We start from the raw sequence: 14,167 nt of genomic DNA, 5'->3' as shown, positions 1-14,167 counted from the left end.
AAGGCGCAAAAATACACCTTTTCATGAGACTAAAACGAATATTTAACGCTTTTTAAAACTGTTCTTAAGCATGATTATCAATATCATATGCAGTAATTGGCATATGTTGATGGCATCAATTTCTCTCCAAGTGTTAACAAATCAACAGGTTATTAAAGTTTTTTTTCTTTAATCATTAAAAACGCTGAATAAAAAATACTCCAACGATAATAAAAAGAATACCCGCAATTTTTCCAATTGAAACAGGCTGAGGATTAACACTAAACCACCCAAAGTGGTCAATAACAGTTGCTACAATCATTTGACCGCCTATGGTAGCTCCCAGCATGGTTGCAACACCAATTTTGGGTATTAAAATAACAACTGAAGATACAAATATCGCCCCAAGCACACCTCCAAAAAACAGGTATACAGGAATTTGCGATAACACTTCAGCCTTCGGGATTTCGGTTCTGAGTATGAGGTTTAAGATGAACAGACAAATGGTTCCAACCAGAAAATTGGTAAACGATGCCTGAATAGGATGCTTAAGAAATCCTCCCAATTGAGAGTTAATACTTCCCTGAACAGCTAAAAGTCCACCAATTAAAATGGCAATTGTTGTTAATACGTATTTTATATACATAAATACTATTGAGTGTTTGCGTTGCAAAGTTAAGGTAAATGCCAGAGAGATGCCATATTATTATGGATGACAATACGCTTAAAACGAAAAACGGGTCAATCGTAATTGATTGCCCGTTTGAATATTTGAAGTTTATTTTTTAATTTTTCATTTCCTGCCATACTACAGCACTGGCACCCAATATTGCAATTTTAGCACCATCAAGCTTCGATGGAAGTAGTTTTACCTTATTACTATATAAGAAACACATATTTTCCTCCATTGCTTCTCTGGTTGGAGTAAAAATATAATCACCTGCCATGGCTAATCCACCAAATAAGAATACAGCTTCAGGACTTGAAAAGGTTACAAAATCAGCAATGGCTTTTCCCAGCATCTTTCCAGTAATTTCAAAGGCTTTCAGAGCTAGTTCATCTCCCTTCACAGCAGCATCATAAATCATTTTTGATGTAAAGTTAAGTGCAGGAACATTTCTAAGCTTACTCTCTGTTTTAGTAGTAGCAATCAGTTCTGATGCTGTTCTGCAGATACCTGTTGCTGATGCATATGTTTCAAGACAACCTTTTCTACCGCAACCACATTCCCGTCCATTTGGATCAATAATCACATGTCCTAATTCACCGGCAAAACCATCATGACCCAAAATTAGTTTACCATTTGCCACAATACCACTTCCTACTCCTGTACCCAGAGTCAACATAATAAAATCATTCATTCCCTTTGCTGCTCCGTACATCATTTCTCCAACAGCTGCCGAATTGGCATCATTGGTTAAAACAATAACAGGATAATCATAGAATTCTTTCATCAGCTTCACAAAAGGTACCCGATCACCCCAACCCAGATTACTTGCTCCAACTATTTCACCGGTATAATAATTGCTACTGGGAGCACCGATTCCAATCCCTTTTACTTCAATAGTACCATTCAGATGAAAAACTGTTTCATTGATTTTTGAGGTAAGTGTATTTAAATAGTTATTGATGTCGGTATTTGTAAGAGTTGGTGTTGATGTCTCAGCAAGTATATTACCTTCCCGGTCAACCACCCCAATAACAGTATTTGTTCCTCCAATATCAATCCCTATCGCAACTTCAATTTTCATGAGTAATATTACATTTATGATTTATCCGCAGCAAAATTGGGGAATTTAAATGTTTAGGAATTGTAATAATGTATAAATAAATTGTACTATCGGGTTATTATTAAAACATCTTGGTACCCCACAAACCTTTTTGTCTGCTTTGTTTCTTTCCAAAATACCAATTGATATCTATAAGCGGAAGAACACTTAACTTATTTGGGGTATTGTAATTAGCTATAGATAATATATATCCAATATTAAACGATAGAGTAGGTGTTATAAACGTTTGCAATTCGGTAGATTGTTCGAATGCCTGATTACCTGTAAAATTTCCCCTGAAATACTTTAACTGCCCTCCAAGCATCAACATGTTATTAATTTCCCAGTCAGCTCTCACCTTTGCGTATCCAATTGCTCCTTTACCGGTTAATGAAGGACTTCTGTTGGTTAAGAAGTGTTCTCTCATTTCAGTTAATCCTGATTCGCCAAAAGAGATTCCAACATCAACACCAATACCTGCTGAAAGAATAACAAATGGTTGATCGTTGCTGCAACGATTATCACTGGAAATGTACTTACTAACTATTAATTCATTTTTAATAGATAAAATAAATGGAATTTGCACAGCACTGTCAACAATTGACGTAAGGTTATTTTTCTGTGCAAAATTTATTCCGGGTGTAGAAGAATATACCCCATGTTTAGTGGCTACATACCAATTATTATTTGCCCATCTCTTTTTAAGAGTAAGATTGGGTACCCAGTAATTCATAAATACATTGGATGAAACTTCCAAACCGGGTTTAATACCATATCTTGACGGAGAGATTAAGCTAATGTTTCCTGCTTTTGGATATACAGTATTGGCACTCTCGCTATGCCAGAGAATATCATCGCGAGCATCATTTTGCCTGGCTCCCATGGGTTGCATTGGATTAAAGGCATTCATATCCTTATCCTGTTCAAATGCTTTCTCTTGCCGTTTTCTTATTTCTCTTTTAGAAGTTCCTTTATTCAACTTACGCTTTTTGTTTTGAGCATTTATACCCTGTGCAAACGAAAGTATGCAAAAAAGAACGGCTATGTTTAAGATTAATTTCATCCCATTAAATAATAGCTAAACGTCTAATTAATAGCTTTTAGTCTTTACAATGACAAATAAATTTCCAATTGACCCTTTTTTATTGATGAATTCATCTTTTCTATTGACATTTTATCTAGCTTAATGTAAACTTGGGAAACTTTTAACACTTTTTTAGTTTCCTAATCGAATTAAGTTCCCTACATTCGCGGAATGGAAGATAAGCGTCAAAATATAATTGAGAAAGCTTTTGAGCTTTACCATCAATACGGAATTAAAAGTGTAAGTATGGATGATATTGCCCGTAATATGGGCATATCAAAAAAAACACTTTATCAATATATTTCTGATAAAAATGAATTGGTTGAATGCGTATTTCAGTATTCCAAAGCATACATCGAAGATGTATTCTCTGCCTTCAAAAGGGATGATTTAAATGCCATTGAACAGAATTTTGAACTTAGCGATAATATCAGGAAGAAGAATCAGCGATTCAAACCTACCTTCTTGTATGATATGAAAAAATACTATCCGGCTCTTTTGAGAGAGTTAAAGGATATAAAGTTTAAGATAATATATGAGTCAAATTTAGCTAATCTAAAAAAAGGGAAGGAAGAAGGCTTTTATATGGAAGATATAAATGAACATATCATAGCCCGCATTATGGTATCCTACCACCTTTTCACATTTGATCCGGGTAATGGTTTGTTTACTGATACTGAGGTAATGGATATGGGCATCTTTGAAGAAGTATACAAATATCATTTCAGAGGAATTTGCACACCCAAAGGTATTGAAGAACTGAACCGCTTGTTTTGTAAAAATAATAATCAATAATAAATCACACAATTATGAAGAATGCGCTTATTGCGATAGCAATGTTAATGGCGTCCTTAACACACACCTTTGCCCAAAATGATTCTTTAGCATTTTCACTGCAGGAAGCTTTGGATTATGCAACAGAAAATGCTTTTGATAGTAAAAGTGCCACCTATGATATTGAGGCTGCGGAAAAAAAGGTTATGGAGTATATTGCCATTGGTTTACCACAAGTCAGTGCAGAAGGACAGCTAACTGATAATTTAGCTATTCAGGAAAATGTAATAACCATGACACCTGAAGGAGAATCTGATCCAATTCGTCTTAAAACAAAATTTGGACAGAAGTACAACTGGAACGCAACAGGAACCGTAAATCAACTACTTTTTGATGGTTCCTATTTGTTGGGTGTTAAAGCAAGTCGAATCTACGTACAAATCAGTGAAAGAAATAAGGAAAAAACGCAAATAAATGTGCGCGAGGCTGTGGCAGAGGCATATTATATTGCTCTGATCGCTAAAAAAAATCTGGAAACCTTTAAAAAGAATCTGGAAGTTAACGAGCAAACACTGAAAGAAACCAATGCCTATTTCGAAAACGGGTTTCGTGAGCTAACGGATGTTGATCAATTACGACTGATGGTTAATAATTCGCGTAACCTGTTGCTCGATGCCGAACGTCAACTTGTGATTGCTGAAGCTGTGTTAAAGTATTCTATGGGATTATCGATTGATCAACCTATTAAATTGACCAATAGTTTGCAAGACATTCTTTCACCCGTTGAAACATATTTACCAGCTTCTAACGTGTTTGATGTAAAATCACATATCGATTATTCCATTCTGGAAACCCAGGAAGAAGTGCAACGAACATTAATCAAAAATGAGCGGGCTCAATATTATCCAAAAATAAATGCCTTTTACAATATAAGCTATATCGAGTTTGGCGATGAATTTAAAGCGATGGATAATACCAATTCACAAATTGTGGGTCTCTCATTAACCATGCCCATTTTTAAATCAGGAATGCAAAACGCACGTGTACAGCAGGAAAAGATTAATTACCAGAAGCTGCAAAACCAAATGCGTCAGATGGAAGAAGGCTTAAAGCAGCAATTAATGGTTGCAGAAGCTAATTTTAAGAATGCACAGGCTGTTTACCTGAATGATAAAGAAGGTGAAGAGATTGCCTTTCGTATTTACGACCGAACACGTATCAAATTTGCAAACGGATTGAGTTCCAGCACAGAGCTTTCGCAAAACGAAGGTCAGTATATTCAATCACAAATCAGTTATATTCAGTCGACTCTCAACCTGCTGGATACCCACATTAAATACTTAAAAGCTGTTAATCGATTATAACCCTAGCTTGTCATGAAAAATAATAGAAACCAAATAATGAAGAAATTTGTATTTATTCTGTCTGTGCTGTTTTTAGCCTCATGCGCAGCCACAACAGAAGATGCCCGAAAAGAGAAGGAGGAGGCACTTGCTACCTATAAGAGTGAGTTCTCGGAACTGAAACAGAAGATCGCCAAATTAGAAAAGGAATTGGCCGAAGATACAGGAGAAGGTGTTATTTCGGTAGTAACAACAGAAATACAACCCATTCTTTTCGAACACTTTGTTGATGTGTCGGGTCAGGTACAGGCCGATAAGAATATTGTAGTAAGCCCTGAGTCATCCGGTAAAATTGTGAGCATCGATGTAAAAGAAGGACAGCGTGTTCAAAAAGGACAGGTTTTGGCTCGTTTAAATACCGAAATGATTCAACGTAGTCTGGATGAGATAAATATCAACCTTGATTTAGCAAAAACTACTTTTGAGCGTCAGTCAAACCTTTGGGAACAAAACATTGGTTCTGAAATGGAATATTTACAAGCCAAATCACAGATGGAATCGTTGAAACAAAAAAAGGAAGCACTAGAAGCTCAGGTCGATATGGCAGTGGTTCGCGCTCCCATCAATGGTATTGTAGATGAAATCATTCAGCGTCAGGGTGAGATGGCAAGTCCTGCAGCACCGTTTGTACGTTTGGTTAATATCGATCAGGTATATATCAATGCTGATGTTTCAGAGATTTATTTGCAAAAAATAAAGGCAGGTGACAAGGTAAAAGTCAACTTCCCTGTATTGGATAAAACCATTGAAGGAGAAATTTATCGTACCTCATCAGTTATTGATCGCGATTCACGTACTTTTCGTTTGCGCGTTAATTTGAATAACCCGGAGAACGATTACAAACCAAACATGCTGGCTGTTCTTAAGTTGAAAACCTATTCAGCCGAGAATTCTATTGTTGTTCCATCTATTTTAGTGAAAAAAGACTTTAGCGGCGAATTTGTTTTTATCGCGTCACAAGACGAAGGTAAATCCATTGCCAAGAAACAATACATCAAAACCGGAATCAAGGATAACAATAATACTCTGGTAACAGAAGGTCTTAGCAAAGGTGACCAGCTAATTACTACAGGCTATGCTCAGGTTGTTGACGGATCAGCAATTTCATTGTAATACCTAAACCGAAAATTGAAACAATGACAGAAGATAATAGACCCAAGGAAAAAGTTTCGACCCGGAAATTTAAACCTACATTTTGGGCCCTGGATAATAAAAATACCATCTACATCCTGACTCTATTCCTAATAGTTGCAGGATGGTTAGGGTATACGTCGATGCAACGCGAACTTTTTCCGGAGATTGTGATACCATATATCTCGGTTAGCACACCTCATCCCGGCAATAGTCCGCTCGATATAGAAAACCTGATTACACGACCGATAGAAAAAGAACTGAAAGATCTGAATGGTGTAAAACGTATGTCATCCAACTCTTTTCAGGACATGAGTTTGATAATTGTTGAATTCGAAACTGATGTAGCTGTTGATCAGGCAAAACTTGACGTTAAAGACAAAGTAGATAAAGCCTTAAGTGAGCTTCCGGATGATTTAATGGACGAACCAATTGTTGATGACATTGACTTCTCAGAGTTCCCAGTATTAAACATCAACCTTTCTGGTGATTATTCTATTTATGAGCTGAAAAAATTTGCCGAAGAACTACAGGACGATTTTGAAACGTTGCGCGAAGTTCGTGAAGCAGATATTCGTGGTGTTGATGAGCGTGAGATTAAAATCCATGTGGATCCTTATCGATTGGAAGCATACAACCTTAGCTTCATGGATATTGAACTGGCTGTTCAGACTGAGAATTTTACAGTTGGTGCCGGCGAAGTTAAGGTAGATGGTACCCGTCGATCCATTCGTGTACAAGCTGATTACACCAACATGGAAGAAATCCGCAATACCATCGTAAAGGAAGTGGATGGCCGTGCTGTGTACATTAAAGATGTGGCTGATGTAATTGATGGTTTTGAAGAACAGAGTTCGATCTCAAGGTTAAACCATAAATCGGTTGTAACCCTCTCGATTGTGAAAAAAAGTGGTGAAAACCTATTGGATGCAACGGATAAGATTCTAGGTATAATCAAAGACAAACAAGAGAGTGAAACGTTACCAAAAGATTTGACCATCACTGTTACAGATGATCAGTCGGTGTTTGTTCGCGACCAGATTACCAATCTTGAGAACAGCATTTTTCTGGGGATGATCTTTGTTATGATCGTTTTATACATGTTCTTAGGTTTACGTAATGCCATATTCTCGGGTCTGGCCATACCAATGTCTATGATCATCTCTATGATGATTCTGAAACAGATAGGCTATACTATCAATACTATGGTTCTTTTCTCGCTGGTACTGGCCTTGGGTATGCTGGTGGATAACGCCATTGTGGTTATTGAAAACGTGTACCGGATGATGGAGCATGGGGTCAAACCGTCCAAGGCAGTGAAGAACGGAACCAGCGAAATTGCTATTCCAATTATTTCATCAACTGCTACTACGCTGGCGGCTTTTATTCCATTGGTTTTCTGGCCTGGTATTGTGGGTAAGTTCATGAGCTATTTACCAGTTACATTAATCATAGTACTCTCCTCTTCACTTTTTGTGGCCTTGGTACTTAATCCTGCCTATGCCTCTAATTTTATGAAGCTGGAAGATGTTAAAGAAGAAAAAAGCTTTCGGAAATATTTTTATGTAACAGGCGCAATTGCTTTCTTAGGTGTTATTGCATATTTGTCGGGAAGCATCTTATGGGGTAATATCCTCATTCTTCCTTTATTGATTACAGCACTTAATAAATATGTGCTAAAACCTTCTGCTATCTGGTTTCAGCATACATTTTTACCATTTCTCGAAAACCAGTACGAAAATACACTTCGTAAAGCTTTAGGTCGCAGAACCAGTAAATGGTTGTTTGGCGGATCTATATTCTTGTTTCTGTTTTCAATTGTTTTTTATGGAATGATACAAACAGAAGTATTGTTTTTCCCTCAGAATGAACCTCAAACTATCTACGTTACCATGGAACTACCCTTGGGTACTGACATATCAGTAACAGATCAGGTAACTGTGGATGCCGAGAACATTCTGTACGAAACACTGGATCCTTACATGGATATTATTAAGTCTGTAGGAGTTAGTGTTGGAACCGGAAAAGGTGGTTTATTCGATTCAGGTCGTTCGCCCAACAAATCACTTACCACCATTACCTTTGTTGATTATCAGTATCGAAACGGACACAGCACCCGTGAAATAATGTCTAAATTAACGGATGCATTTAAAGGTTTTGTGGGTGCGAAATTCTTTATTGAAAAAGAAGATAACGGACCTCCTGTTGGTAAACCTATCAACATCGAAATTGGCGGTGACAATTATGAAAAGCTAATTGATTTAACAGCTGACATTAAACGTGTTATCGATGAAGACCATATTCCCGGAATCGAAAACCTGGAAATGGATCTGAACATCAATAAGCCAGAAATGCAAATGTTTATCGATCGTGATAAGGTTCGTCGAATGGGCCTTTCAACACAGGCTGTAGCAATGGCTTTGCGAACCTCTCTTTATGGTAAAGAGATCGGCAAATTTAAAGATGGTGAGGATGAATTTGATATCATGCTTCGTTTAAAAGACGAATACCGCAATGATGTTTCTACTCTCATGAATCAAAAACTAAAAGTAGATAAAAATGGTGTTCATCATCTGATTCCTATTTCGGCTGTAGCTACATATGAATATGCATCGACTTACGAAAAGATTATTCGTGTTGACAACACAAGGGTAATCACATTAAGTTCAAACGTAATTGAAGGTTACAATGCCAATGAGATAAATGCAAGAATTCGTGTTTTACTTGATGAATATACAATGCCCGGCAACTACTCCTGGAAAATGACCGGTGAACAGGAAAATCAACAGGAAACAGCAGACTTCCTGGTTGGAGCACTACTGTTTGCTTTGGCCTTAATTGCAATGATTCTGATTACCCAATTCAATTCGGGAGCCAAGCCATTAATCATCATTGGAACTGTTGGACTAAGTACCATTGGTGTATTTATGGGATTGGGAACCTTCAAAATGGATTTCGTTATCCTGATGACAGGTTTGGGTATTGTATCGTTGGCCGGTATTGTGGTTAACAACGGTATTGTATTAATTGACTACATCGATCTGGTACGAAAACAGAAGAAGGATGAACTGGGAATGAGCGAACATGGCCGATTATCACGTCAGGAAGAAATTGACAGTATCATTCGAGCTGGTAAAACACGTCTTCGACCTGTATTACTAACAGCCATTACTACCGTATTAGGACTAATACCAATGGCTATTGGTTTGAATTTCGACTTCTTCAGTTTATTTGAAAAGCTCGATCCAAACATTTATTTCGGAGGTGATAATGCTGATTTCTGGTCGCCAATGGCATGGACTGTTATTTTTGGATTAACAACCTCAACAGTTCTTACCCTTATTATGGCTCCGGTAATGTATAACCTGGCAGTAAGAGCACGCAACAAATTATTCAAACCGAAAGACGAAGATTTGGTTAGAAATGATGTGTAAACAAAAACATAAAAATGACTCACAAATGTGGGTCATTTTTGTTATGTCAAATTCCACCTACGTCACAACTTAACGTATAGTATTCATTTACTGATACATAAAAACAATTTTATAGGACCGACTTTAATAGTATTATCATTCGTCTCAAGCTTATCGAAATGAAGTTTAGCTAGTTTTTCAATAAATCTTCCTATCTTCAACAGGCTAAACCCATTAGTACCCGTTGATTATCTAACTTAAAGCTTGCAAAATGACCAAAGCAGATCAGCTTATCCAATGGTTTAAGCAAAACACCGAAGGTTACCTGTTGTTTTCAGGAGGTTTTGACAGCAGTGCAGTACTTGGAGCTGCAATGAAAGCAAATTCCAACATTATTCCTGTATGGGTTGATAATGGTTTTAACCGTGCTTCGGTAGATTCTATAAAGGTTCAAGCCAGAAATTTGGGTTCAACAAATCTTCAGATATACAAAATTAAGCCAAGCGAAACAGTAAAAGAAAATCCGGTTAAAAGGTGTTATTTCTGTAAAAGCAGCATTTTGGCTCAAATACCCAAAGATGCTTTAGCAATTTACGATGGTACAACAGCAAGTGATCTGGGAAATTTCAGACCGGGTAAAATAGCATTGGATGAGTATGGAGTGAGGTCACCATTAGCTGAATTGGATATTACATCCAGCGAAACAAAAGACATTGCCATCGAATTTGGAGCTGATCCTTTGTTAGCTAATTTAGAAAGTTGCCTTGCAACACGTATCAATTATAAACACTTTTTATACCCTGAACGCATTTCTGTAATTAAAGAAATCGAAAAGTTCGTGATTGATAAAACAAACGATTTTGATGTGCGTTGTCGTTTTGATGATGATGAACACATAAGAATAGAATTTTCAAAAGCCGAAAGTTACTTAGCTTTAGCTGATACAGAATTTAGAGAACATTTATTTGATTTAGGAAAGGAAGCTGCTTTATTTATTACCATTGATATCAAACGTTCAAGACCCAATGAGTATGATAAGCGAATCAACAAGGTAAAAAAAGCATACGTTTAGCAGCAAGCAAATTTTCAGAAAAGAGTAAAAATGACATTCGACGAGTTATTTGACAAGATACAAAGTGGGGAGATTTCAAAGGAGGAAGCCCATCAACATTTTTCACTGGAATGGATGGAAACAGCCAGTCGTTATATTCTGGATGTAAACCGAGGTATGCGAACCAATATTCCGGAGATTATTTATGGCGAATATAAAACGTTGGATCAAACCCTTGAACTAACTACTAAACTTCTTGAAAAACATCCTCGTGTTGTCATTTCCCGAAGTCCTTTTTATAAAGAGTTGAATGATCATTTTAAAGATCATTATCCTGTTTTATGGTCGGTAAATGCTACTGTTATTGGTGAAATGCCAAAGCCCAAAGGAAAAGTTTTGGTGATTAGTGCCGGTTCGGCAGATCATCCTGTAACCTACGAGTGCGAAGTGATTTTAAAGGCGGTAGGTGTTGAACCTCTCGTTTTCGAAGATCGGGGTATCGCTCATCCAACCCGTGTTTTGGAAGCCATTAAATCAGGAGTTGAGCAGGATGTGGCAGCTGTGATTGTGGTTGCCGGAATGGAAGGAGCACTGGCTCCATTTGTATCGTCATTGGTTGCATTACCTGTAATTGGCGTTCCTACATCGGTGGGATATGGTTTCAGAGCCAAAGAAGCTGCATTAACCAGTATGCTGGCCAGTTGTGCTCCCAACCTTACCGTTGTTAATATTGATGGTGGATTACGTGCTGCTGTTGTGGCAGCTCTGATAGCTAAGAACCGTTAATTTCTTAAATTTTTTCTGTATTACATTCTATACCTAATCTAACACTATGCCATTTAAACTGTCAATAACTCTTATAGTTATTTCATTATTAACCTCTTGCAATTGGTCTCATCAAGCGGCAGACATTAATTTATCTGATTTTTATCGTGTTTATTTCGAGAAAAGACAAGATAAAATAATCATGTATTCTGAAGCAGATTCTTTAAATTCTAAAATCAAATTAAAGGAATTTGGCAATGCCATGTGGGCATATAACGATTACCTGTTTCGGAATTACTCGGAAACGACAAAATTGTACTCTCACTTTAAATCCTTATTGCCCGACACCAGCTTAATTAAGCAAGAATTCAATGCTGCCTTAAACAACGACAATAAATTTAAGGACATTTTTAAAAATAGTTTATACAAAAAGTCCATCCCTTCTATCTCCATTGATTCTTTAGGTATTATTGCTTCGCGATTTTATTTGGTTGATAAATTTCGCAACCAGGTTTACGTTCACCTTTGCGCAAATATTAATGAAGTACAAAGTCTTGAGCAAAACGAATTTTCGCCTTTCTTCAACGCTTTTTGCTTTATGACAATTCGTAACAACGACGAGGCTTCTGACTTAGCCTCTACTTTGTTAATTCCTTATTCCAGCGAATTGAATAACTCTGAAGGCATCAGTGATGAACGCCTTGTTGAAATAAAAAAAGAAGTTTTCGAAGCAGCCTCAAAAAACAAACAATTACAGCAAATACTTATCAAGGAATACAATAAAAAACGAGAATTTCTCAATTTCGAATTGAAGATAAATTAATCATCCTTAAAAAAAAATGATCTCTTTTTTAATTGGAGAATTGATTAACTGATGCGCATGCTACAGTATTAATTGCCAAAAATTGAAATATATCAGAAAAAAAGCCCGATTAGAATTATTACACATTTCTAACCGGGCTTCATTGTATTATTTTATGATTATTTTATGGATGTAGCGTTTTTCTGCATTGGTAATTTGTATGATATACATTCCGGCAGTCAATGTTTTTAAAGTTATTTGTCTGTTTTGTGTTATTTCACCACTATCTACAAGGCTTCCATTTATGTTGATTATAGAATAATTACATCCGGAAAGCTTTGCTTCATTCTCAAATCGAACATTTAAAATACCATCATTAACAACTGTTGGCCATACCTTAAGATCACTATTTGTATGCATCATGTCACCCAAACCATTAATCTGATCTTCAGGATAAAGCTGTTTTGTTGGTACTATTTCTTTCATTTGCATATCACTCGACCAATGAAACTTAATGTTCGCTCCACCTTCGTATTCACAGTAGTCAAGTTTTATATCATATTTTTTTCCGGCCTCAAGATCAATCGATCCACTATATTCTATATCCCAATCATTGATCCACTTATCGATAATTAATTGATTATTAATCCATAATCTACGGCTATTATCACTTGTTATATAAAAAGTATAGGTGCCTGTGAAGAGCGGTTCAATTTTACCCGACCATCTGATTGAAAAGTTGTCAACTGGCATTCCTGCTAAAGGAGCTCCGGTTCCCCAATCAAAATTTACGGACTCATCAATTCTTGATCCTTTTAACACATTAAAATTGTTACCGCTATAGTAATCGGCTTTTAAACCCGTTCCTGTACCAGAAGGTAATTCAATAATCTTGAGTGAATTTATGCGTTTGTTCCAGTTATCAAGATAACTCATATCACCTGTGATACAGGTATAATCGCCCAAAAAATTATCTTCAGAATATACAACAACACCATAACCTGGCTCAACTTTTACAGACGTAATATTATTCGCACCAATACCCAGTGTATTCAGACTTTCGGAATCATACTCTCCCAATGCCAGCGAAATCTCATAGCTACCATAATAATCCCAATTATCATAAAAGGAAGCAACTGAGTTTTCGGTATTCTTCTCCACCTGGACTAAAATGTTTTTTGTGTAATCAACTCCGTCAGGATCTACGTATTTTACAATGTAATTACCTCCTGATTCAATTGTAATATCAGATAGCGTAACCATATTGGAATTAGAAGTAAATCCATCCGGACCTTTCCAACTCCAGTTTCCTTCCTTATATTCGGGTTCTAACGATACAGATTCACCTTCCAGTACTTTAATGTAGGTTGTATTTACAGACTCTTCATTATTTACACTTATATAAGATTTAATGCCTGTACCTTCAAAGATTGGATTGATTACTGAAGTCCATGATGACGGACTCATTCCGGTATCATTAAATACCCAGATAAATCCACCTTTCACATCACAATTATCCCTCCAGCCGGTCATTATGCTGTTAACTGAATTTTTATCATCATAGTTTAATTTGCCAGCCCATACGGGGACATCGCCAATTTTCCAATCACAAGGATTATTATAGGCGCCGCCATCATAACATTGCACGTAATTTCGTTCAATTGCACCGGGTCTGGCCTGATTAACACTGGAAACCAATGAATTCCAGAAACTATTATAGGTATAAGGAGCAATGGTTGATGTAAAGCCAAGATCATAAAGCATAATCGTAAATTGAGATGCTGTTGTTACATCATAACCATGCTCATCATCATTATTAACAATATTCATTTCAGGAACCGCTTCAATAAGTGCTTTAAAATTCTTGTAAAGAATACTGTTAGAACCAGTTCCTTGTGAATTAATTAGGGATATTCAGAAGTTGATTTATTTCTTTGATAATTAAGTAATTATCACTATCTTAAAAGTGTAACAAAACCCCGAAAACAGGCACTTT

11 protein-coding genes are annotated in these 14,167 nt (G+C 36.6%); 7 read left to right on the top strand and 4 right to left on the bottom strand.

Annotation, left to right across the window (positions count from 1 at the left end; all coding sequences use genetic code 11):
• Positions 1 to 175: 175 nt before the first annotated feature.
• From ACRD62_RS15780 to ACRD62_RS15770, 3 genes are all read right to left on the bottom strand, one after another.
• Complete coding sequence (locus tag ACRD62_RS15780; protein WP_430821078.1) at positions 176 to 625, bottom strand: DMT family transporter; 450 nt, start codon at positions 623 to 625, stop codon at positions 176 to 178.
• A 139-nt stretch (positions 626 to 764) separates the two neighbouring features.
• Complete coding sequence (locus tag ACRD62_RS15775) at positions 765 to 1,730, bottom strand: ROK family protein (protein ID WP_430821077.1); 966 nt, start codon at positions 1,728 to 1,730, stop codon at positions 765 to 767.
• 100 nt (positions 1,731 to 1,830) lie between these two features.
• Positions 1,831 to 2,811: a hypothetical protein gene (locus ACRD62_RS15770; protein ID WP_430821076.1), complete on the bottom strand. Its 981-nt coding sequence runs from the start codon at positions 2,809 to 2,811 to the stop codon at positions 1,831 to 1,833.
• A 192-nt stretch (positions 2,812 to 3,003) separates the two neighbouring features.
• Between ACRD62_RS15770 and ACRD62_RS15765 the strand changes: the two genes are divergently transcribed.
• The 7 genes from ACRD62_RS15765 to ACRD62_RS15735 all read left to right on the top strand — a co-directional run bounded on the left by ACRD62_RS15765 (position 3,004) and on the right by ACRD62_RS15735 (position 12,192).
• Entirely contained in the window at positions 3,004 to 3,627 is a 624-nt protein-coding gene (locus ACRD62_RS15765; RefSeq protein WP_430821075.1) for a TetR/AcrR family transcriptional regulator, read from the top strand.
• 14 nt (positions 3,628 to 3,641) lie between these two features.
• Positions 3,642 to 4,970 carry a TolC family protein gene (locus tag ACRD62_RS15760; RefSeq protein ID WP_430821074.1) on the top strand — a complete coding sequence of 443 codons (1,329 nt, stop codon included), beginning with the start codon at positions 3,642 to 3,644 and terminating at the stop codon, positions 4,968 to 4,970.
• Positions 4,971 to 4,982: 12 nt separating this feature from the next.
• Complete coding sequence (locus tag ACRD62_RS15755; protein ID WP_430821073.1) at positions 4,983 to 6,122, top strand: efflux RND transporter periplasmic adaptor subunit; 1,140 nt, start codon at positions 4,983 to 4,985, stop codon at positions 6,120 to 6,122.
• A gap of 23 nt (positions 6,123 to 6,145) precedes the next feature.
• On the top strand, positions 6,146 to 9,574 hold the full coding sequence (locus tag ACRD62_RS15750) for an efflux RND transporter permease subunit (RefSeq protein WP_430821072.1): 3,429 nt from the start codon (positions 6,146 to 6,148) through the stop codon (positions 9,572 to 9,574).
• 250 nt (positions 9,575 to 9,824) lie between these two features.
• On the top strand, positions 9,825 to 10,625 hold the full coding sequence (locus ACRD62_RS15745) for an adenine nucleotide alpha-hydrolase family protein (RefSeq protein ID WP_430821070.1): 801 nt from the start codon (positions 9,825 to 9,827) through the stop codon (positions 10,623 to 10,625).
• 30 nt (positions 10,626 to 10,655) lie between these two features.
• Complete coding sequence (gene larB / locus ACRD62_RS15740; RefSeq protein ID WP_430821069.1) at positions 10,656 to 11,390, top strand: nickel pincer cofactor biosynthesis protein LarB; 735 nt, start codon at positions 10,656 to 10,658, stop codon at positions 11,388 to 11,390.
• Positions 11,391 to 11,436: 46 nt separating this feature from the next.
• Entirely contained in the window at positions 11,437 to 12,192 is a 756-nt protein-coding gene (locus tag ACRD62_RS15735) for a hypothetical protein (RefSeq protein ID WP_430821068.1), read from the top strand.
• Positions 12,193 to 12,339: 147 nt separating this feature from the next.
• On the opposite strand, the gene ACRD62_RS15730 is transcribed toward ACRD62_RS15735, so the two are convergent.
• Positions 12,340 to 14,001, bottom strand: coding sequence for a PA14 domain-containing protein (locus ACRD62_RS15730; RefSeq protein WP_430821067.1), 1,662 nt, complete (start codon positions 13,999 to 14,001; stop codon positions 12,340 to 12,342).
• Between the last annotated feature and the right edge of the window lie 166 nt (positions 14,002 to 14,167).

Origin of the sequence: Carboxylicivirga caseinilyticus (genome assembly GCF_050589785.1) — a bacterium.
In the GTDB taxonomy this organism is placed as follows: Bacteria; Bacteroidota; Bacteroidia; order Bacteroidales; family Marinilabiliaceae; genus Carboxylicivirga; species Carboxylicivirga caseinilyticus.
This window is presented reverse-complemented; position numbering and strand designations above follow the sequence as displayed.

Coding starts and splice junctions, on each gene's coding strand:
- ACRD62_RS15755 (WP_430821073.1), top strand. CDS start 4,983: ATGAAAAATAATAGAAACCAAATAATGAAGAAATTTGTATTTATTCTG.
- ACRD62_RS15730 (WP_430821067.1), bottom strand. CDS start 14,001: ATGAATATTGTTAATAATGATGATGAGCATGGTTATGATGTAACAACA.
- larB (WP_430821069.1), top strand. CDS start 10,656: ATGACATTCGACGAGTTATTTGACAAGATACAAAGTGGGGAGATTTCA.
- ACRD62_RS15765 (WP_430821075.1), top strand. CDS start 3,004: ATGGAAGATAAGCGTCAAAATATAATTGAGAAAGCTTTTGAGCTTTAC.
- ACRD62_RS15750 (WP_430821072.1), top strand. CDS start 6,146: ATGACAGAAGATAATAGACCCAAGGAAAAAGTTTCGACCCGGAAATTT.
- ACRD62_RS15745 (WP_430821070.1), top strand. CDS start 9,825: ATGACCAAAGCAGATCAGCTTATCCAATGGTTTAAGCAAAACACCGAA.
- ACRD62_RS15760 (WP_430821074.1), top strand. CDS start 3,642: ATGAAGAATGCGCTTATTGCGATAGCAATGTTAATGGCGTCCTTAACA.
- ACRD62_RS15735 (WP_430821068.1), top strand. CDS start 11,437: ATGCCATTTAAACTGTCAATAACTCTTATAGTTATTTCATTATTAACC.
- ACRD62_RS15780 (WP_430821078.1), bottom strand. CDS start 625: ATGTATATAAAATACGTATTAACAACAATTGCCATTTTAATTGGTGGA.
- ACRD62_RS15770 (WP_430821076.1), bottom strand. CDS start 2,811: ATGAAATTAATCTTAAACATAGCCGTTCTTTTTTGCATACTTTCGTTT.
- ACRD62_RS15775 (WP_430821077.1), bottom strand. CDS start 1,730: ATGAAAATTGAAGTTGCGATAGGGATTGATATTGGAGGAACAAATACT.